At 67.2% G+C, this 18,360-nt stretch carries 22 protein-coding genes; 13 read left to right on the plus strand and 9 right to left on the minus strand.

Annotated elements, in window-relative coordinates:
* Positions 1–11 precede the first annotated feature (11 nt).
* Complete coding sequence (locus tag HPT29_RS19420; RefSeq protein ID WP_173946211.1) at positions 12–902, plus strand: LysR substrate-binding domain-containing protein; 891 nt, start codon at positions 12–14, stop codon at positions 900–902.
* A 57-nt stretch (positions 903–959) separates the two neighbouring features.
* Here HPT29_RS19420 and HPT29_RS19425 read toward each other — a convergent pair whose 3' ends face one another.
* Positions 960–1,904 carry a DMT family transporter gene (locus HPT29_RS19425; RefSeq protein ID WP_173946212.1) on the minus strand — a complete coding sequence of 315 codons (945 nt, stop codon included), beginning with the start codon at positions 1,902–1,904 and terminating at the stop codon, positions 960–962.
* 665 nt (positions 1,905–2,569) lie between these two features.
* On the opposite strand from HPT29_RS19425, the gene HPT29_RS19430 reads away from it, so the two are divergent.
* A complete protein-coding gene (locus tag HPT29_RS19430) occupies positions 2,570–3,289 on the plus strand; it encodes an RNA polymerase sigma factor sigma-70 region 4 domain-containing protein (RefSeq protein WP_173946213.1) in 720 nt (239 codons plus the stop codon).
* Positions 3,290–3,379: 90 nt separating this feature from the next.
* On the opposite strand, the gene HPT29_RS19435 is transcribed toward HPT29_RS19430, so the two are convergent.
* Positions 3,380–4,162 carry a cysteine hydrolase family protein gene (locus HPT29_RS19435; RefSeq protein WP_247654554.1) on the minus strand — a complete coding sequence of 261 codons (783 nt, stop codon included), beginning with the start codon at positions 4,160–4,162 and terminating at the stop codon, positions 3,380–3,382.
* A gap of 591 nt (positions 4,163–4,753) precedes the next feature.
* Here HPT29_RS19435 and HPT29_RS19440 point away from each other — a divergent pair.
* The 5 genes from HPT29_RS19440 to HPT29_RS19460 all read left to right on the plus strand — a co-directional run bounded on the left by HPT29_RS19440 (position 4,754) and on the right by HPT29_RS19460 (position 8,598).
* A complete protein-coding gene (locus HPT29_RS19440) occupies positions 4,754–5,836 on the plus strand; it encodes a calcium:cation antiporter (RefSeq protein ID WP_173946214.1) in 1,083 nt (360 codons plus the stop codon).
* A 124-nt stretch (positions 5,837–5,960) separates the two neighbouring features.
* Positions 5,961–6,671 carry a carbonic anhydrase family protein gene (locus HPT29_RS19445; protein ID WP_259060190.1) on the plus strand — a complete coding sequence of 237 codons (711 nt, stop codon included), beginning with the start codon at positions 5,961–5,963 and terminating at the stop codon, positions 6,669–6,671.
* Between the two features lie 701 nt (positions 6,672–7,372).
* Complete coding sequence (locus tag HPT29_RS19450) at positions 7,373–7,720, plus strand: hypothetical protein (RefSeq protein WP_173946215.1); 348 nt, start codon at positions 7,373–7,375, stop codon at positions 7,718–7,720.
* A gap of 184 nt (positions 7,721–7,904) precedes the next feature.
* Positions 7,905–8,114, plus strand: a complete 210-nt coding sequence (locus HPT29_RS19455; protein WP_173946216.1) for a helix-turn-helix domain-containing protein — start codon at positions 7,905–7,907, stop codon at positions 8,112–8,114.
* 208 nt (positions 8,115–8,322) lie between these two features.
* A complete protein-coding gene (locus HPT29_RS19460; RefSeq protein ID WP_173946217.1) occupies positions 8,323–8,598 on the plus strand; it encodes a hypothetical protein in 276 nt (91 codons plus the stop codon).
* Positions 8,599–8,639: 41 nt separating this feature from the next.
* Here the strand turns inward: HPT29_RS19460 and HPT29_RS19465 are convergent, their stop codons facing one another.
* Positions 8,640–9,539, minus strand: a complete 900-nt coding sequence (locus tag HPT29_RS19465) for a LysR family transcriptional regulator (protein WP_173946218.1) — start codon at positions 9,537–9,539, stop codon at positions 8,640–8,642.
* Between the two features lie 135 nt (positions 9,540–9,674).
* Between HPT29_RS19465 and HPT29_RS19470 the strand changes: the two genes are divergently transcribed.
* The 3 genes from HPT29_RS19470 (at position 9,675) to HPT29_RS19480 (ending at position 12,082) form a co-directional block, all read left to right on the plus strand.
* Complete coding sequence (locus HPT29_RS19470) at positions 9,675–10,589, plus strand: alpha/beta fold hydrolase (RefSeq protein ID WP_173946219.1); 915 nt, start codon at positions 9,675–9,677, stop codon at positions 10,587–10,589.
* 227 nt (positions 10,590–10,816) lie between these two features.
* Entirely contained in the window at positions 10,817–11,713 is an 897-nt protein-coding gene (locus tag HPT29_RS19475) for an aminoglycoside phosphotransferase family protein (RefSeq protein WP_173946220.1), read from the plus strand.
* A gap of 165 nt (positions 11,714–11,878) precedes the next feature.
* Complete coding sequence (locus HPT29_RS19480) at positions 11,879–12,082, plus strand: hypothetical protein (RefSeq protein WP_173946221.1); 204 nt, start codon at positions 11,879–11,881, stop codon at positions 12,080–12,082.
* 604 nt (positions 12,083–12,686) lie between these two features.
* On the opposite strand, the gene HPT29_RS19485 is transcribed toward HPT29_RS19480, so the two are convergent.
* A complete protein-coding gene (locus HPT29_RS19485) occupies positions 12,687–13,055 on the minus strand; it encodes a hypothetical protein (protein ID WP_173946222.1) in 369 nt (122 codons plus the stop codon).
* On the opposite strand from HPT29_RS19485, the gene HPT29_RS19490 reads away from it, so the two are divergent.
* The gene (locus tag HPT29_RS19490; protein ID WP_173946223.1) at positions 13,027–13,365 is read left to right on the plus strand and encodes a hypothetical protein; all 339 of its coding nucleotides are present in this window, start codon (positions 13,027–13,029) and stop codon (positions 13,363–13,365) included. The two genes, HPT29_RS19485 and HPT29_RS19490, sit on opposite strands and share 29 nt — an antisense overlap.
* Before the next feature lie 76 nt (positions 13,366–13,441).
* Here HPT29_RS19490 and HPT29_RS19495 read toward each other — a convergent pair whose 3' ends face one another.
* Together HPT29_RS19495 and HPT29_RS19500 are read right to left on the minus strand one after the other, a co-directional pair.
* Positions 13,442–13,714, minus strand: coding sequence for a DUF2312 domain-containing protein (locus HPT29_RS19495; RefSeq protein WP_173946224.1), 273 nt, complete (start codon positions 13,712–13,714; stop codon positions 13,442–13,444).
* On the minus strand, positions 13,711–14,712 hold the full coding sequence (locus tag HPT29_RS19500) for an AraC family transcriptional regulator (protein WP_173946225.1): 1,002 nt from the start codon (positions 14,710–14,712) through the stop codon (positions 13,711–13,713). The genes HPT29_RS19495 and HPT29_RS19500 overlap by 4 nt, the downstream gene beginning before the upstream one ends.
* Before the next feature lie 130 nt (positions 14,713–14,842).
* On the opposite strand from HPT29_RS19500, the gene HPT29_RS19505 reads away from it, so the two are divergent.
* Both HPT29_RS19505 and HPT29_RS19510 read left to right on the plus strand, forming a co-directional pair.
* Entirely contained in the window at positions 14,843–15,733 is an 891-nt protein-coding gene (locus tag HPT29_RS19505) for an NAD(P)H-binding protein (RefSeq protein ID WP_173946226.1), read from the plus strand.
* 369 nt (positions 15,734–16,102) lie between these two features.
* On the plus strand, positions 16,103–16,486 hold the full coding sequence (locus HPT29_RS19510; protein ID WP_259060191.1) for a hypothetical protein: 384 nt from the start codon (positions 16,103–16,105) through the stop codon (positions 16,484–16,486).
* A 98-nt stretch (positions 16,487–16,584) separates the two neighbouring features.
* Here the strand turns inward: HPT29_RS19510 and HPT29_RS19515 are convergent, their stop codons facing one another.
* The 3 genes from HPT29_RS19515 to HPT29_RS19525 form a co-directional block, all read right to left on the minus strand.
* Positions 16,585–17,670 (minus strand): PLP-dependent cysteine synthase family protein, encoded by a 1,086-nt coding sequence (locus HPT29_RS19515; protein ID WP_173946227.1) that lies wholly within the window; start codon positions 17,668–17,670, stop codon positions 16,585–16,587.
* Between the two features lie 108 nt (positions 17,671–17,778).
* The gene (rpsU, locus tag HPT29_RS19520; RefSeq protein WP_173946228.1) at positions 17,779–18,069 is read right to left on the minus strand and encodes a 30S ribosomal protein S21; all 291 of its coding nucleotides are present in this window, start codon (positions 18,067–18,069) and stop codon (positions 17,779–17,781) included.
* 83 nt (positions 18,070–18,152) lie between these two features.
* Positions 18,153–18,347, minus strand: coding sequence for a hypothetical protein (locus tag HPT29_RS19525; RefSeq protein ID WP_173946229.1), 195 nt, complete (start codon positions 18,345–18,347; stop codon positions 18,153–18,155).
* Positions 18,348–18,360 lie beyond the last annotated feature (13 nt).

The raw sequence follows: 18,360 nt of genomic DNA on the forward strand, positions 1-18,360 counted from the left end.
AGGGCATCGCCATGCATCTGCTTGATATCGACCAGCTTCGCACCTTCGTGGCCATCGCGGATACCGGGTCGTTCACCCGGGCGGCGGAGATCGTGCACAAGACGCAGAGCGCCGTCTCCATGCAGATGAAGCGGCTCGAGGACCGGGTCGGCAAGGCGATCTTCGAGCGCGACGGGCGCCTGTCGAAGCTCACCGACGAGGGCGAGCGCCTGCTCGACTACGCGCGCCGGATCGTGCGGCTGAACGCCGAATGCATGGCGTCGTTCAACGAGAACGAGCTCACCGGCCGGGTGCGCCTGGGGCTCCCCGACGATTACGCCGACCGCTACCTGCCCGAGATCCTGGCCCGGTTCTCGCGCTCGAACCCGAAGGCCGAGGTCACGGTGATGTGCGAGCCGACCCCGAACCTGATCGAGCGGGTGCAGCACGGCGACCTCGATCTCGCGATCATCACCCATGTGGACCGGCGCGGGCCGTCCGAGATCGTGCGCATCGAGCAGCTGCTCTGGGTCACGTCCACGCGCCACGGGGTGCACGAGGAGAGCCCGATTCCCCTGGCGCTCGGCCGCCCGAGCTGCGACTGGCGCCACTCGGCCACGGAGGCGCTCGAGAGCGCCGGCCGGCCGTTCCGCGTCGCCTATGTGAGCTGGCACTCGACCGCCGTGGGGGCGGCCGTGATGGCGGGGCTGGCCGTGTCGGTCCTGCCGGAGAGCGCCGTGCGGCCCGGCATGCGCATCCTCGGTCCGTCCGACGGCTTCCCGGCCCTGCCCTCGTGCAAGATCGGCCTGATCCGCGCCCGCGGCGAGGAGAACTCCCTCGCCGACGCGCTCGGCTTCCACATCAAGCAGTCGCTGGACAATCTCGGCTCGACCCGCACCATGGCGCCCCTGGCGGCCGAGTAGAGCGCCGTCCGGCGACGGGCCGGTTCGCCGACGGGACGGTCGCGCCGGCGGGAACGGCTATTTCGCCGCCGGCCGGCGCAGCACGAGCACGTTGCCGGCGAGCGCCAGCACGACGCCGACGATCGCGAGCGGCGTCCACACATAGCCCTCGATCAGGGTCGAGACCGTGAGCGCCACGATGGGGAACAGCACCGTGGCGTAGCCGGCCCGCGCGGCGCCGAGCCGCCGCAGCAGGGTGAGATACGCCATGAAGGCGAGCACCGACGCCCCGACCGAGAGATAGAGCAGCGAGCCGATGTATTTCACGGTCGGCTCGACGATGAAGGCGTTGCCGCGCGCCAGGTTGAGCGCGAGCAGCACCGCGCAGCCATAGGTCATGCCCCAGGCGGTGGCGGAGAGCAGCGGCACGCCCCGGCGCTGCACCACCGTCGAGATCATGTTGCCCGAGCAGAAGAACAGAGTGCCCATCACGCACAGGCCGAGGCCCTTGAGCGCCGCCGCGTTGAAGCCCGCCCCGGCGATCTCCGGCCAGAACAGCAGGCCGATCCCCACCACGCCGATCGCCCCGCCGAGCGCCACCCGGGGCTCCACGACCTGGCGGAACACGAGGAAGCTCAGGGCCAGGTTGAACACGGAGGCGAGCGAGAACACCACCGAGAGCAGCCCGGACGGGACGCTCAGCCCCCCATAATAGAACGACAGGAAGTTGAACGAGAACAGGCAGAAGCCCACGGCCAGGAAGCGCCCGTGATCGGCGAGCGGGAAGCGCACCCGGTGCCCGGTGGCGAGCACCCAGGCCCACATGAGCACGGCCGCCAGCAGAAAGCGCCACAGCACCGACATCTCCGGGGCCACGACCCCGAGCTGCGCCCGGATCCCGATCCAGCTCACCCCCCACAGGAACACGGTGGCGGCATAGAGCCCGAGCGTGGTCCCGTCGAGCCCCTTCAGGGGCCCGGCGGGCGTGGTCTGCGGGGGCATGGCGGCGGCGGCGTCGGTCATGGCGTCTCGTTCCCTCGAAGCCTCCTCGAATACGCCTGCGGACGCATCAGCACAAATGATGATATCTGATCGATTGCCCCTGGAACGGTGATGAAACGTTCCAAGGCCCCGCCCTGGAACGCCCCCTGGAACGGCCTTGGAATCCCTGGAACGCCCTGGAACGGCCCGGACCGGCGCGTTCCAGGGGCATTTCGCGTGGCTTTCAGGAAACGTGTCGTGCCGGATGGGCAAGCGGCGCGCGGGCCTGTCCGCGCGTTCCACCGCTCCGTCATCGCAGTCCCCGAATTTGATCCGGGGATCGGTCCCGGTGCTTCCGATGGGCTGACGCGGTGCGCTTTTCATGATCGGGATGGCCGGGACGAGCCCGGCCATGACGTGGAGGGTGTATTTCCCGCTACGTCATCGCCGGCCCTGTGCCGGTGATCCCGATGGTTTGGAACGCCGCCCCTCACCGATCGGAACGAGCCCGGCCCTGGCGCCGGAGCATGTCCGAGGGGGCGTCATGCGGTTCGCATCCTTCCTGAGCGTTCTTGCCTGAGCGTTCGTGCGCGGGTTCCGGGTTCCGCTCCGCGGCCCCGGAATGACGGTCAGGCGCTCAGCCTTGACCATTCTCTCCGAGCCGATATATTGTTCACGTTTTGTTCTGTTTCCGAGTTCCCATTGCCATGACGTCTTTCCCCTCCACCCCCTCGCCCGACCCAACGGAGCCCGCCCTGTCCGATCCCGACAGCCCTGCCCCCTCGCGGTTTCCGGAGAAGCTCTCGCCGGAGCGCGTCGTCCTGCTGCGCGACTGGGTGGAATGCACCGCCCGCCCCTACAAGGAGATCGCGCGGCAGCTCGGAATCTCGCCGTCCACCATCTCCCGCTATGTGATTCAGGGCGGCTGGAAGCGCCCGGACGGCGCCGCCCCGGCGCCCCGCATCGCCTGTCCCAACCCGGAGCCATCGCGCCGGCGGACGAACGCAAGCCCGCCCCCGCAGGCGCCCGAGCCCCTGCCCCCCGCATCGCCGCCACCCTCGCGCCCGGCCCGCCGGGAGACCCCGCCGGCCGCTCCGACCGTGCCGGCCCGAAGGCGCGAGCAGATCGTCGACCGGCTCTGGACGCTGGCCGAGCGCCACGCCGCGATCCTGGAGACCCAGCCCATCGAGCGCGCCGAACGCTCGCTCCAGCCGCTCGCCCGCCTCACCCGCACGCTCGGCGAGATCGACAAGCACCGCCATGTGGCGCCCGAACCCGGCACATACGCCATCGACGCCCCCAAACCCCGCCGCACGATCCACGAGCTGCGTGACGAGCTCGCCGCCCATCTCGAGCGCATCCAGCGCGAGGAAGGGTTTGGCTGGGAGGTGCGGGAATGGTGGTTCGAGGGCGGCGGGGGGATTTGAGAGGAATGGACGAGCCTGAGGGTCAGGCTCGCCTTCAGGAGCCGGCCACCGCTCGCGGCCGGCTCAGCCATGCGCGTGAACGGGCGCGGCCTAGGCCGGCTGCGACAGGAGCCTGACGAAGTGGTCGGACGAGATCACGGGCGCGAAGAAGTTGTTGATCCGCTCATAGGCGGCCGCCTGCTGTTCGGGCTTTTGCGTCGCGGTGGCATCGCCGATGACGATCGGAAGATAGCCGTTGTCCCGGGCGGCCCGGGCATTGCCCTCGATGCACCAGTCCAGGTGAATGCCCGTCAGAACGATCACCTCGATCTTCTTGCGCGCCAGTTCGAGCGGAAGCTGGGTTCCGACGAAGGCCGTCTGAAGGGCAAGCTCGTTGAACTGGAGGTCGCCCGGCTGGACCAGCGCCTTCAGTTCGTCGACGAGCTCATTGTCGGCCTGCTTCTTCGCCTCGTCGAAATTCAGGCCCTCGACCCAGGTCTCGTATTGCACCTTGTCGAAGATCGATTGCGGGTAGCTTTCCCGGAAGACCGAGTACCCGATCCAGCTGAAGGACTTGAAGTTGGCAGCCCGTCGCGCCGCCTCGGCCACCTTAACGGTCGCCGGAAGGGTTCCCCTCTCCCATTGCCGTTCGGAGGCCTGGGCGCCCCAGGGACGGTAGAGCGAGTTGTTCTGGCTGATCGAGGCGAACGCCGCCGGGCGCTTCAGGATTTCCGCCAAATTGAGCTTTTTCCACTGCGGGGCGAGGTCCGGGATCGGGGCCGGCGTGAAGGCCTTCTGGCCGTCCTGGGCGAAGGCCTGAGATCCGACAGCGGTGGTCGCGGCAAGACCGGCCGCCGCCGTGAGCAACTGACGGCGCGAGGCATTCATGGTCATCGTGCGTATCCTCTTGTTATCGACAGATGATGTGTCAATGAGCCCGCACAGTAGAGCCCGGCCGTCAGGCTTCCAGCAAGTAGAACCAGATTGTTATTTTCACGGCTTTCGCGGGAAAAACTTACAGACGCAACGGCAATATGGAAAAACGATTTCACGAGCTCCGACACGGCCCCATACATCTGTCTTCAGGGCACGGAGGGAGAGTAAAAGCGCCGCTACTGTCCCGGTGAGCGGCACCGAGCGGCGCCGCCGCGAACGGGCGCTTGGGGCGCGAACCCGGTCATCACGGAGGCATCGTTCATCGGGAGCTTATTGGGCGTGAAAGAGGGTTATGGCCAGGAGGTGCGGGATTGGTGGTTCGAGGGCGGCGGGGGGATTTAGAGAGACACAGCAGTAACGTCCGCAGCAGGAACACCAGTGGACCTTTGTACGGCTATTGCGCCTTCTGCTCTTGACCCGAAAGAGACATCCGGCGTGAGCCAGGATTAATCCAACCTTCGTGATAGATGGTGGGATGTGGTGCAGGTAAAAGTCCGCCTCACTTCCGACAGCTACTGCCGTCATACTGGCATAACGAGCGAGGCCCGCATGACGACGGCGGAACGAATGCCCTGGTGGGCGTGGATCTGGCCTGCTGTGGCCTGGGGCGTTCTCTTGATCGCGCTCTTCCTCGGCCTGCGGGGGCTAATGGCCGCCGTGGCAGGGATCGTTCTCATCGCCACCGTGTTCGCGGCCGTGTACCACGCCGAGGTCGTCGCCCACCGGACGGGCGAGCCCTTCGGCACGCTGGTCCTCGCTATCGCCGTGACGGTGATCGAGGTGGCGCTCATCGTCTCCGTCATGATCGCAGCACCCGGCGAGAAGGCAGGGCTGGCTCGGGACACGGCCTTTGCCGGCGTCATGATCGTGATGAACGGCATTGTCGGCCTGTGCCTGCTCTGGGGCGGGGCGCGCCACCACGAGCAAGGATTCCAGGTGCAAGGGGCCAGCGCCGCCCTGGCCATCCTCGCGGCGCTCACCTCCCTCACGCTGGTCCTGCCGAACATCGCGACAAGCGCACCCGGTCCGTACTTCAGCACGTCGCAGCTTGTCTTCGCCGGGATCGTCTCGCTGGTGCTCTACGGCGCGTTCGTCTTCATTCAGACCGTGCGCCACCGCGACTACTTCCTCCCAGTCGAGGCCAGCAACGAGAACGCGCATGCGCCGCCGCCCTCGAACAAAACGGCCGCCGTCAGCGCCGGCCTGCTGCTTGTCGCCCTCGTGGCTGTCGTGGCGCTCGCTAAGTCCCTGACACCGACGCTGGAGGTGGGGCTGGCCTGGCTCGGCCTGCCCAAGGCTGTGATCGGGATCGTCATCGCGGCCGTGGTGCTGCTGCCCGAGTGCCTTGCGGCGCTCAAGGCCGCCCAGGCCAACCGGTTGCAGACCAGCCTCAACCTGGCGCTCGGCTCGGCCCTTGCGGCCATCGGCCTGACAATCCCGGCGGTCGTCGCCGTCTCACTCATCCTTGGCCAGCCCCTGGAGCTTGGGCTGGGCGACAAGGAGCGGCTCCTGCTGGCACTGACGCTGCTCATCGGCGTGATCACGCTCGGCACCGGCCGGACCACGGTGCTCCAGGGCATCGTCCACCTGGTCGTATTCGCGGCGTTCCTGTTCTTCGCCGTGGTGCCATAGGGCCGTAGGCGGATGTGACCTTCCGGCGGCGGCGCCAGCCTTGAAGGGCGCGGCTGCGGAATGATGGTGGAAGGGGAGCAGGACGGCACCGGCCGTGGCCACCTTGGGTTTAAGGGAGGTTGAGATGATGTTGTCACGACGGTACTTCTGCTGCGCCGGGGCTCTGGTCGGCACCACGGCGACCCTCGGCCGTGCATATGCGGCCGATTCATGCATGGCGCTGACGCAAGAGCGGCAACGTGCCCTCGGCCCGGACGACGCCCTGAAGGAGCTCAAGGCAGGCAACGAGCGCTTCCTGACGCAGACCATGCGCAACTGCAATCTCCTCGAGCAGGTCAGGGCGACGGCTGGCGGACAGTTTCCTTTCGCCGTGGTGATCGGCTGCATTGACTCGCGCGTGCCGCCGGAACTCGTGTTTGACCAGCGCATCGGCGACATCTTCAGCGCCCGCATCGCCGGCAATGTCGCCGATGACGACGTGGTCGGCAGCGCCGAGTTCGCGACCAAGCTGGCCGGGGCGAAGCTCATCGTCGTGCTGGGCCACAGCGAGTGCGGCGCGGTCAAGGGCGCTATCGACGGTGCGGAGCTCGGAATGCTCACCAACCTGCTGAAGCGGATCCGACCGGCGATCGAAGCCAACAGCAGCGCCCCTGGCGCCCACACCTCAAAGAACAAGGACTTCGTGCAGCAGGTGGCGACCACGAACGCCAGATTGGCGGCGCAAGGACTTGAGCGCGACAGCCCGATCCTGCGGGATCTGGTTGCTGGGAACGAACTCAAGATCGTCGCAGCGATGCATGACGTCGCGACCGGACGCATCATGTTCATGGAATGAGGGCTGGCGAACGAAGGTCCGGTCCTGGCACGCCTGAGACATCATGCGGATGTCCGCATAGGAGGCGTGAGCGGACGTTCACTGCTTGTCGTACCTCCGGTTGTCCCCAAGCTGCCCTGCACGATCGAGCATGAGAAGCAACATGGATGTGCACGTGTCGTAGGTGCGGAAAGGTGAAGGGCCTGTCCCGGCCATCCCGATCGGAAAAGCGCGCCGCCTCGCAGGATCGGGATCACCGGCACGAGGCCGGTGATGACACGAGGAGGGACGTGCCTCTCCCTTCCCCCGTCATGGCCGGGCTTGTCCCGGCCATCCCGATACGGAAAAGCACGGTGCTCAACACGATCGAGATCACCGGGACAAGCCCGGTGATGACGGAGGAGGCGTGACGACGGAGGTTGCGTGATGACGGCGGCGGCTGGATGACGAGCCGCAACGCACCCCTGCCCGATTGACGCCCCCGCCTGTAACCGTGTTATGTCGTCCCTGGAGCCGTGTCCCCGGCTCTGGGGCGTGAGAACCCCTCCGAAGGCGGCCGGTATCGGCCGTCAACGATGCCTTCCCAACCTTACGGTCGGGGAGGTGCTGTCGCATGTCCAGGGCGCAAGCCTAAAGGGCAGCGCGGTCGTCCTTCGGCGGCTTCTCAACTCCCCGACCACCAGCGGTGCTGGTGGTCGCTTCGCCCGAGGGGAGTTGCCCGCATGGACCAGCCCTATTCTGCTTTCGCCGATTGGCTCTCGAAGTTTCATGCCGCGCCCGGGCCGATCCAGGCGCTCTGGCTCGTCGCCGGCCCGGCCACGATCCTCGGCCTCGCCTGGTTCGTGCTGCGCGGAATGCGCGAGATCGTCGGCGTGGCGCTGCGCGGGCGCCTCGCGCGCGGTGCGTGGCGCGGCCGCCTGGTCTACGGCGTCTATCAGGACGACCGGGGCCGCTGGATGGTCTATTGGCACGGGCGCCAGCCCGAGCCGGTCGACTGGGAGAACCCGCCCCCGGAGCTGATCGGGCGCGGCACCGTCGTGCAGGGCGTGTTCCGGCGGCCGCAGGCGTGAGAGGCCGCGCCTGACGCGCCCCCTGCCCGGCCGGCGCATCGTGCGGACCCCGGGGCCGCGCCGGCGACCCAAAGCGCCGCGTCCCGAAGGGACCTTTCCCCGTTCTCCACAGGCTCCGCCACAGCCCATCGACGAACCCGGGGCCGCATGAGACGTTCATGCTTCGTTCTTATGGAGATTCGTCGTGGCGTCGCAGAGCAGGAAGCTTTCCACCGAGCAGGTTCTCGAGGCACGCCTCCGATACGCGTCCGGTGAGCGGGAGTGGAGCCAGTTCGCGCGCGATTACGGGGTCGACCGGACCGTCATCAAGCGGGCCGTGATGGGGGAAACCTTCAAGGAGCTGCCGATGCCGCCCAAGCGGATTTTCGGCTCCCGGCCGTTTCCCTACGGATAGAGGGCGCCCGAGGCGTCGCGCGGAAAATGGGGCGTCGCGCAAGGAACGGGGCACGGTCTCCCGCGTCCGTCGATGCGCTCTTTTCAGGCGTGGAGCATCGGATCGATTTCAACAGGAGCAATCCACTTTTGAGCCGGTGCGCCAGCCCAGCAATCGACACAAACCGGGGCAAGCATGAAGCCTTCAGGAAACCCAGCGAGGGACGGCCATGCTTCCCAATCCTGACTATTTCAGTTTCGGCGATAACGGAATCCGATACGGCCTCTACGGCGGCCTCGACTATTCGGGCGGCGTCGATGGCGGCAAGATCACGGGGAAGGACGATCCACCCCCGGTCGATGACTACGATGAATTCTTCTACACCCACGACCTCGAACTCCAGCAGGCCACGACCACCGAGGAGCGGCTCGACGCCCATGCGCACGTCGTCGCGGGCGTCTACGGGCTCCTGACCGGAACCACGCCGGACTGGGGCCTTTTCTAACGCGCTGCGGTTGCGTGAGGCGGGATCGCCCAGGCGCGCCGTCACCGCTCCCAATACGGCGGCTCTCCGAACGCCTCACGCAGGCACTCGGCGAAAGCCCTCAATTTCGCCGAAGGCCGCCGGCCCTCCTGATGGGCCACATAGATGAATTCCGGAGCGGACCGGAGCCCCACATCGACGACCTGAAGGCGGCCCTTCGCGATGTCGGGACCGACGATGAAGGTCGGCAGGAGGGCGATGCCGATCCCGGACAGCGCGGCGTCCCGCATCATGTCGCCGTTGTTGACGCGCAGGGCCACCCGGCCGCGGAGGATGGTCGCCCCGGTCGGGCCGGGGAACCGCCAGTCGTCGACACCCCGGTTGGTGTAGAAGATCCCGGCATGACCCTCCAGGTCGCCGGCCGCGCTGGGCGTCCCGTGCCGGGCCAGGTAATCCGGCGACGCGACGAGAACCCGCCGGCTTGGCGCCAGCCGCCAGGCGACCAGCCGGGAATCCATGAGCGGACCGTGCCGGACCACGGCATCGTAACCTTCCGCGGAAACATCCACCCGCCGGTCGTCGAGGTCGAGCGTCAGCTCGATGCCGGGATGCCGGGCGAGAAACGGATACACCGCCGGCCCGAGATGCATTCGGCCGAATGTCACAGGCGCGGAGATGCGCAGGGGCCCGACCAGAGCGCCGCTGCGCTGGGCCATTTCCGCCATCGCTTCCTCGACCTCGTGGGCAATGCGGGACGCCCTCTCGCGGAACGTGATCCCATCCTCCGTCAGGCTCAGCCGACGGGTGCTCCGATGCACGAGCCTCACGCCGAGGCTGCGCTCGAGTTCGACCAGGCGGTCGCTGACCACGGATTTCGACAGTCTTAGACGGCGCGCCGCCTCGCTGATCGAGCCGGCCTCCGCGACCGCCACGAAGGTGGCGATGCCATCGAGCTTCATCATCGTTCGGACTTTCCGGAGGCCAGTTTCTCCTTTCGGAGCCTAATCCGGAAGGTGCTCAAACGCTATCTCCGGCTCCGACGGAGACGCGTTGACCGCAGCCACGGCAAAAGCTCTCCCGTTGAAAGGAGATGTCAGATGCTCAGGTTCGTCATCAGTGCTCTGGGAGCCGCCGCCATCGCCCTGCCGGCTGCTGCGCAGATGCCCTTCCCGGCCGAAATCCGGACACAGGAGATCACCACCAACGGCGCCACAATCCATGTCCGCGTCGGCGGCACGGGCCCGGCCGTGGTTCTGCTGCACGGCTATGGCGAAACCGGCGACATGTGGGCGCCCCTGGCCCAGGATCTTGTCCGCGATCACACGGTCGTGGTTCCAGACCTGCGCGGCCTGGGGCTTTCCTCGAAGCCGGACGCGGGGTTCGACAAGAAGACGCAAGCCGGCGACGTGGCAGGCGTTCTCGACGCGCTCAGGATCGATCGCGCCGATCTGGTCACGCACGACATCGGGAACATGGTCGGCTACGCCTTCGCCGTCCAGCACCCGGACCGGGTGAGGCGCTTTGTTCTGATCGATGCTCCCTTGCCGGGCATCGGCCCGTGGGAAGAAGTCCTGAAGAACCCGCTGCTGTGGCATTTCCGCTTTGGAGGCCCCGACATGGAGCGCCTTGTTGCCGGTCGCGAGCGCATCTATCTCGATCGCTTCTGGAACGAGTTCTCGGCCACGCCCAGCCGCTTCTCCGAGGCCGCACGGGACCATTATGCGAAACTATACGCCCTGCCGGGCGCCATGCACTCGGGTTTCGCCCAGTTTGCCGCGTTCGATCAGGATGCCGTCGATAACAAGGCCTTCCTCGCGGCCAAGGGAAAGCTCGGGATGCCGGTGCTGGCGATCGGGGGCGAGAAATCGTTTGGCCCGATGATGGCGTCCGTGATGCGGTTTGCCGCCAGTGACGTGACCGAGGGGATCATTCCCGACTCAGGCCATTGGATCATGGAAGAAAACCCGACGGCGACGAGCGCCATGGTTCGCTCCTTCCTGACGTCCAACTGAACGGAACGACGCGGTTTGCACGACCTCTCCCCGTCATGGCCGGGCTCGTCCCGGCCATCCCGATACGGACAGGCGCGGCACTGTTCGTCGCCGGGATCACCGGCACAGGGCCGGTGATCCCGGGAAGCGGACATTCGGTGCCGTTTCGAAGGCTTGCCGGCAGTGGCGTTGCGACCAATGTCTGTCGCCAGCCGTCAGGAGCCAGGCTGGCCGGAGACATGGGTCGCATGATGCACGACGATCAGATTCATATCGACGTTGATACCGTTCGTGGATTGGTCGCCGATCAGTTTCCCGAGTATCGTCATGAACGGATCGTGCAACTCGGATCGGCCGGCACCGACAATGCCATCTTCCGCATTGGATCGGGTGTCGCGGCACGGTTCCCCCTGCGCGCCATGAACCCGCTCGAATGCGCCGAGATGCTGCGCCGGGAAGCGGCAGCCATGACCGAGTTCGCGCAGCATTCTCCCTATGCGACTCCTCGACCGCTGGGGCTCGGTCGACCCAGCGCGCTCTATCCGATAGCCTGGGCGGTGCAGGGTTGGATCGACGGCGAGACGGCCACGCCGGACGGACTTGCGGCGTCCGCGGCATTCGCCCTCGACATCGCCGACCTGATCGCGTCTTTGCGCGCAGCGGACACCCGTGGCCGCCGCTTCGACGGACCAGGGAGAGGTGGCAACCTTCCCGATCACGACGACTGGATGGACGTCTGCTTCAGGAACAGCGGCGCCCTTCTGGACGTCGCTCGCCTGCGTGGCATGTGGGCCCGGCTGCGGGAGCTGCCGCCATCCGGGCCCGACGTCATGAGCCATCGGGATCTCATTCCGGCCAATCTTCTCGTGCGCGACGGGCGTCTCGCGGGTGTGCTCGATGCCGGCGGCTTCGGGCCGGCGGATCCGGCGTTGGATCTCGTGGCTGCGTGGCATCTTCTCGATCGGGACCGCAGGGACATCGTGCGGTCCCGTCTCGGATCGGACGACATCGAGTGGGCGCGCGGAGCAGCATGGGCGTTCCAGCAGGCGATGGGGCTGGTCTGGTACTATCAGCGGACCCATCCGGGGATGAGCACCCTGGGACGAAGCACACTCTCCCGCCTGCTCGACGACCCTGTCGTCTGAACGGAACCTGCGCCGGGAGACCATTCAGGCAGAAGGGAATGTTCGCCGAGCGTGAGGCCCCGCTCATCCACGCAACCGACTCGCATCCGGAAGGGCTCGGCGCCTCAAGACATCAGGATCACAGGCACAGGGCCGGTGATGACGTGGAGACGGTATGAGCCGGTGATGACACCCTCCCATGTCATGGCCGGGCTTGTCCCGGCCATCTCGATCAGGAAAAGCGCTGCGCCTCACACGATCGGGATCACCGGGACGAACCCGGTGCTACCGGTTTCGGGCACGGCCGACAGGAACGAGATCGATATGGGCAGGATTTGGCTTGTGGTCCAACATCGCGCCGTTTGCGGCATCGAGGACCAAGCCGACTGATCCGCCCGGCAGGATGGCGTTCCCGATCACGCCAGGGGCCGCTTTATCGGTCAGCACTGACGTCACCAGGAGGGACCCTGGCCGGTATCCTCTGGCGTCCGCATAGGCCGTGAATTCAGTCTTTCGATTCACCTTCACGACGCAAGGCGAGCGGGGACATTCCTGCCCGAGCGACGTCCGGATCCGCGCCGTGCTTGGGCTGGCCGTGATGGTCACCGTCTCCTCGACTCCACGGGTCACCGTGTTGCAGGCCGCCAACGATAAGACCGCGCCCGCCCCACATGTCAGAACGCGCATTCGCATGGATTGTCCCTCTCGCGTGCCGGCTCACAATGCCGCTCTGTCAATAGCAGGTAGGGCTCACGGTTAAGTCTGCCACTGTTGCTTCTCCTGGCATGACGTTCGTGGCTCCTCGTCATCCTGTGAGACACCCTGCTCAAAGCATTCGGGATCACCAGGCTCGTCCCGGTGATCCCGCTTCTATGAGGCACAGCGTCCCCATCATCGGAAAGGATTGAGCGGCCGTCTCTCGCCGCGCGAGGAGCGACGACGCGGCGCGGCGTTTCCGCAGCTTCGCGCGAACCGAATGGACACGGTGTCATTGTCATGGGTGAGGCCGCGCCCGACGCGGCCGGCTTTCGGATTCACCAGAAGAGGACATGACGATGGCGACGAGCAGGAAGAGTGGGACCTCACAACCCAGCAAGGCCCGCAAGACATCGGGAGCATCCGCGTCCCGGTCGACGGCCAAGAAGGGAGCGGCCGCATCGAAGCGCGCGCAGCCCAAGGCGAGCGCGCGCTCCGCGACGAAGTCGCAGGCCGTTCCCGCAAAAGCCCGCTCCGCGGCGGGATCGCGCTCCTCCGCCCGCGCGTCTACCGGCACGTCGCGCTCCACCACGCGGGCGTGCTCTGCGTCCCGGCCGCAGGGCGGCCTGTTGAACCCGATGGCGTGGCTCTCGAGCCTCGAGACCACCCTCACCTCCCCGCAGGCCCGTGCCGTGATGGCCGAGGCCTTGAGGGCGGTGGCGAACGTGCTCGAGGCGCCGCAGGGCGGCGAGTCCGGTAAGAGCGGCGGCGTGCAGGAAGGCCGTCGGGCCGTGTCGGCGGCCGGCAGCCTCGGGGCCGAGATCGTGGCCGCGCCTCTCGAAGTGGCGGCTGCCGCCATCGGGGCGGCGGGCGAGGTGCTGACGGGCGCGCTCGGCGGCCAGGGCGGCGAGGACCGCGGCACCGGCGCCTCGCGCACGGGCGGCGCACGCAAGAAATCGGCGCCGTCACGCGGCTGATCTCGCCCACGCACGCGCATGAAAAAGGCCGCCTCGTCGGAGGCGGCCTTCGTTGCGTCGAATGCGCAGGGGTTCGTCAGGCCGCCGCGGCGACCGGCTCGGGGCCGGCCTCGTCCATGGCCCGCATGTAGACGTCGAGCAGGCTGTCGTGCTCGTCGCGCTCGTCCTGGTCCTGCTTGCGCAGCTTGATGATCTCCTTGAGGATCTTCACGTCGAAGCCCTCGCCCTTGGCCTCGGAGAAGACCTCCTTCTTGGCCTCGTTCAGGTCCTTGATCTCGTTCTCGATCTGCTCGATGCGCTCCACGAACGAGCGGATCCGATTGCCCGGAATTCCAACGACGTCACTCATGGCTTCTCCTTTGCCTTCACCAGACCGGCACTATCGGGCAGGCGGGTAAGCACCCCGTTAATGCCGGGCGGCGGCCGGGCCGTCCCGTCCTGCCGGTTGCCGAAGGCGCGCGGCGACCGGCCCATGACACGCTTGAACGCGGCGCTGAACGCGCCCTCGGATTCATAGCCGAGGCTCGGGGCGATCAGGGCGATCGGATCGCTCGCCGACAACCGCTCGGCCGCGAGCAGCATCCGCCACCGGGTCAGATAGGCCATCGGGGTTTCCCCGACCCGTTCGCGGAACGCGAGGGCGAAGCTGGATCGCGACATCCCGGAGAGCCGTCCGAGCTCCCGCAGCGTCCAGCGATGCGCCGGATCGCCGTGCATGGCGGCCATCGCGGCCGACAGGCGCGGATCGCCGAGGGCGAAGAACCACCCGACGCGCGTCGGCGGAGCCTCCGCGAGATGCAGCCGCAGCGCCTGGACGAGCATCATGTGGGCGAGATGCTGCGCCACCAGGGCGCTGCCGGGCTGGCCCTCGCGGATCTCCTGCATCATGCGCTCCACCGACCAGCGCAGCGCCTCCTGGTCGCTCTCGCGCCGGATGTGGATGAGCGCCGGCAGGGCGGCGAGCAGCATGGACGCGTGACGCCCCTCGACGGCGAAGCGGCTGCCCACGAGAGCGAAGGCGTCGCCGCCGTTCACGGTGACGACGCCCCCATCCCGCGGGGGCGGGAAGATGGTGGCAGCGTCGATCGGCGGTCGATCGAGGTCGCTCCCGATCCGGAACGGCCGACCGCTCGGCAGGATGAAGCAGTCGCCGGCCCGGATCAGAGCCGTCTCCGCCGTGCCCTCGACGGCGAGCCAGCACGCGCCCCGGGTGACCGCGTAGCATTTGATGCGGGCGTGCTGGTCGGCGAAGCGAACCGCCCAATCGCCGCCGGCCTCGAAGCCCGCCGAGACGGAGCCTCGCGGCCTGATGAGCGCCAACACGTCGGAGAGAGGATCGACGGGCATTCTGGACGATCTCGACATTTGTTCGGACGAACGCGCATGGAGCGTCCGGCCAAGAGGGCTTAAAGCCGTGAGAGCTTAAAGCATGGGCACGGACAGCACATCCCGTGCCGTCGTGAAGGAAGAGACAGACATGATCGTTGTCACAACGCCCACCGGGTCCATCGGCCGCCAGGTCCTGGCGCGGCTGCTCCAGGCGGGAGAACGCGTCCGCGTCATCGCGCGCGATCCGTCGCGCCTGCCCCGGGAGACGCTCGCGCGGATCGAGGTCGTCGAGGGCTCGCACGGCGAGGCGGACGTGGTGGACCGCGCCTTCGACGGCGCGGACGCGGTGTTCTGGCTTCCTCCGCCCAACCCGCATGCCGAGAGCCTAGACGCGGTCTATGCCGACTTCGCCCGTCCGGCCTGCGAGGCGTTCAGGACGCACGGCGTCGGCCATGTGGTGGGGATCTCGGCCCTGGGCCGGGGCACCCCGATGGCGGACCGCGCCGGGCTCGTCACCGCGTCGCTCGCCATGGACGACCTGATCGCCGGCACGGGCGTGAACTATCGTGCTCTGACGATGCCGTCCTTCATGGATAACCTGCTGCGTCAGGTGGCGCCGATCCGCGACCGGGGCGAGTTCTTCTCGCCGGTTCCGGGCGACCGGAAGGCCCCCGTCTGCGCCACCCGCGACATCGCCGACGCGGCGGCCGACCTTCTGATGGACCGGCGCTGGAGCGGCCAGGGACATCGGGCGGTGCTCGGCCCGGAGGACCTCTCCCAGAACGACATGGCGCGGATCATGTCGGAGATGCTCGGCAAGCCGGTCGTTCATCGCCCGGTTCCGATCGAGGCCTTCAAGGCTCAGCTCTCGGCCGCGGGCCTGTCGCCGGCCTTCGTGGAGGGCTATGCCGCCATGATGACAGCCAAGGCCGAGGGGCTGGACAACGCCGAACCGCGCACGCCCGAGACCACCACGCCCACCACCTTCCGGCAATGGTGCGCGGACGTGTTGCGGCCGGCGGTCATGGGTCGGGGCTGAACGATCTCGTTCGGTCAGCCGGGCAACGGCTTCGTCCGCAAGGTTGCACGCCTCAAGGATGACCGCTCGCGGGTCATTCCCGCAACTCCAAGCCTATACCCCGGTCATGGCCGGCCTTGTGCCGGCCATCTCGATCGGAAAGGCACAGCGCTTCAAACGATCGAGATCACCGGGACAAGCCCGGTGATGACGCGGAGGATGAGCGATAGGTACGGCATGTCCCCGTCACGATCGATGCCCATTCGATGGGACGTTCTGCCGCGCGAATGTCTGCGAGCCGCGGGTGCAAGACCCATAAGTTGATCTTGACAGAGCCGGCTAAGATAGTGGTTATCCCCCGGCCAATTATGGCGATATTGGGGGAAAAATATGTCTTTTATTCAACGCGCCGGCATGTTGGTTGCGGCGTGTTCATTTGCCGTCGCGGGCTGCGCCTCTCGCAGTGAGAACATCGCAGCGGCCTATGTTTCACCGACTGCTTATGCATCTTGGAAGTGTGACCAGATCCGCGAGGAGGCGACCCGCCTCTCGTCACGGGCAGCACAGGTCTCAGGGGCCCAGGACTCGAAGGCGACCAACGACGCCGTGGCGACGGGTGTCGGTGTCGTGTTGTTCTGGCCCGCACTGTTCTTCATCAAGGGGGACAGCACGACGGCGGCCGAACTGAGCCGCCTCAAGGGCGAGATGGAAGCGATCGAGCAGGCGAGCATCCAGAAGCGGTGCGGCGTCACGTTCCAGCGGCCAGCCGCGTAATCTCAGTTGGAGGGCCTGGGCAAGCCGCCCAGGCTCTCCTCACGCATGTGCGAGTGATCCCGCGAGGCGCGTGCGTGTGACAAGAGCAGCCTCAGCCGTCAGCCCATCTGGAAGCCCGGGGTCGAGCGCGACAGGGCGGCTTCCTCGTCGGTCATGTCCTCGGGGATCGCCTCGAAGAGCGGGGTCGAGAGGTAGCGCTCGCCGGTGTCGGGCAGCATGGCGAGGATCACCGATCCCTCGGGGGCCCGCTCGGCCACCTGCATGGCGACCGCGACGGTGGAGCCCCCGGAGACGCCGGTGAAGATGCCCTCCTTCTGGGCGAGCATCCTGGCCCATTTCATGCCTTCGGCGCCGGCCACCGGGATCAGCTCGTCGTAGAACTTCCGGTCGATCGCCTCCTGGAGCACGAACGGGATGAAGTCGGGCGTCCAGCCCTGGATCGGGTGCGGCTCGAAGGCCGGGTGGCTCTCGGCCGGGGCGCCGTTCTCGGCCCGGCCCTGAGCCCGGCCGCTGCCGATGAGCTGGGCGTTCGCCGGCTCGCTCAGGATGATCTTGGTCTCGGGCCGCTCCCGGCGCAGCACCCGGCCGACGCCCGTGACGGTGCCGCCCGTGCCGTAGCCGGTGACGAAATAATCGAGCCGCCGGCCCTTGAAATCGCCGAGGATCTCGCGCGCGGTCGTCGCCTCGTGGATGTCGGCGTTGGCCTGCGTCTCGAACTGCCGGGCGAGGAACCAGCCGTTCGCCTCCGCGAGCTCCACGGCCTTCTGGTACATGCCGAAACCCTTGGCGGCGCGCGGGGTCAGGACCACCTTGGCGCCGAGCATGCGCATCAGCTTGCGCCGCTCGACCGAGAAGCTGTCCGCCATGGTGACGACGAGCGGATAGCCCTTCTGGGCGCAGACCATCGCGAGCCCGATGCCCGTGTTGCCGCTCGTCGCCTCGACGACGGTCTGGCCGGGCTTGAGCGCGCCGGATCGCTCGGCCGCCTCGATGATCCCGATGGCGAGCCGGTCCTTGACCGAGGCGGCGGGGTTGAAGAACTCGGCCTTGACGTAGAGCGTGACATGCGCGGGCGCGAGATGGTTGACGCGGATGCAGGGCGTATCGCCGATCGTGTCGACGATGCTGTCGAACAGCCGTCCGCGGCCGTCGGTCGTCCTGGTCTGAGGCTTCGGGTTGTCCATTGGCGGGCCCTCCTCGGTTTCACCTCTCAAGCTTAGTGAAACGGGCCGAATCCGTCCAGGAGTTTCGGCTCTGGACGGGCGGAACACCGCACAGGACGACCGATATGCTTACTCGGCAGGCTTCGGAGCCGGCGCAGCGGGACGTGCAGGACCGGCGGTTCCGCGCCCGGGCCGGGCGGGACGCTTGGGGGCGGCGATCAATCCCTCACGGATGGCCTGCTTGCGGGCGAGCTTGCGCGCCCGGCGGACCGCTTCCGCCTTCTCGCGGATCTTGCGCTCGGAGGGCTTCTCGTAGGATTTCCGCGCCTTCATCTCGCGGAAGACGCCTTCCCGCTGCAGCTTCCTCTTGAGCGCCCGAAGGGCCTGGTCGACGTTGTTGTCCCTGACGAAAACCTGCAAAGGATGTCCTTTCTCGAATCTGGCGGACCTCACGTCCGCAATGCCGTGTGGGCGGTGGACGACGTCATCCGCCTCGTCGATGATCAAACGCTTCGGATCTCGCCTTCCCGGACGGCGCGCTCGATCGCTCCCGCCCTGATCCGGTAGGAGAACTCCCCGGTCTGGTCGGCCGGCATGAGCCGCACGACCTCATAGAGGTTGCTGGCGTTCAATCGGGTGTCGGAGAACCCGGCCTGTTTCAGCTGCACCATCTGGCGAACTTTGAATTTATGGACCATCGATCATTCTCCT

This window comes from Microvirga terrae, from assembly GCF_013307435.2.
Lineage (GTDB): Bacteria > Pseudomonadota > Alphaproteobacteria > Rhizobiales > Beijerinckiaceae > Microvirga > Microvirga terrae.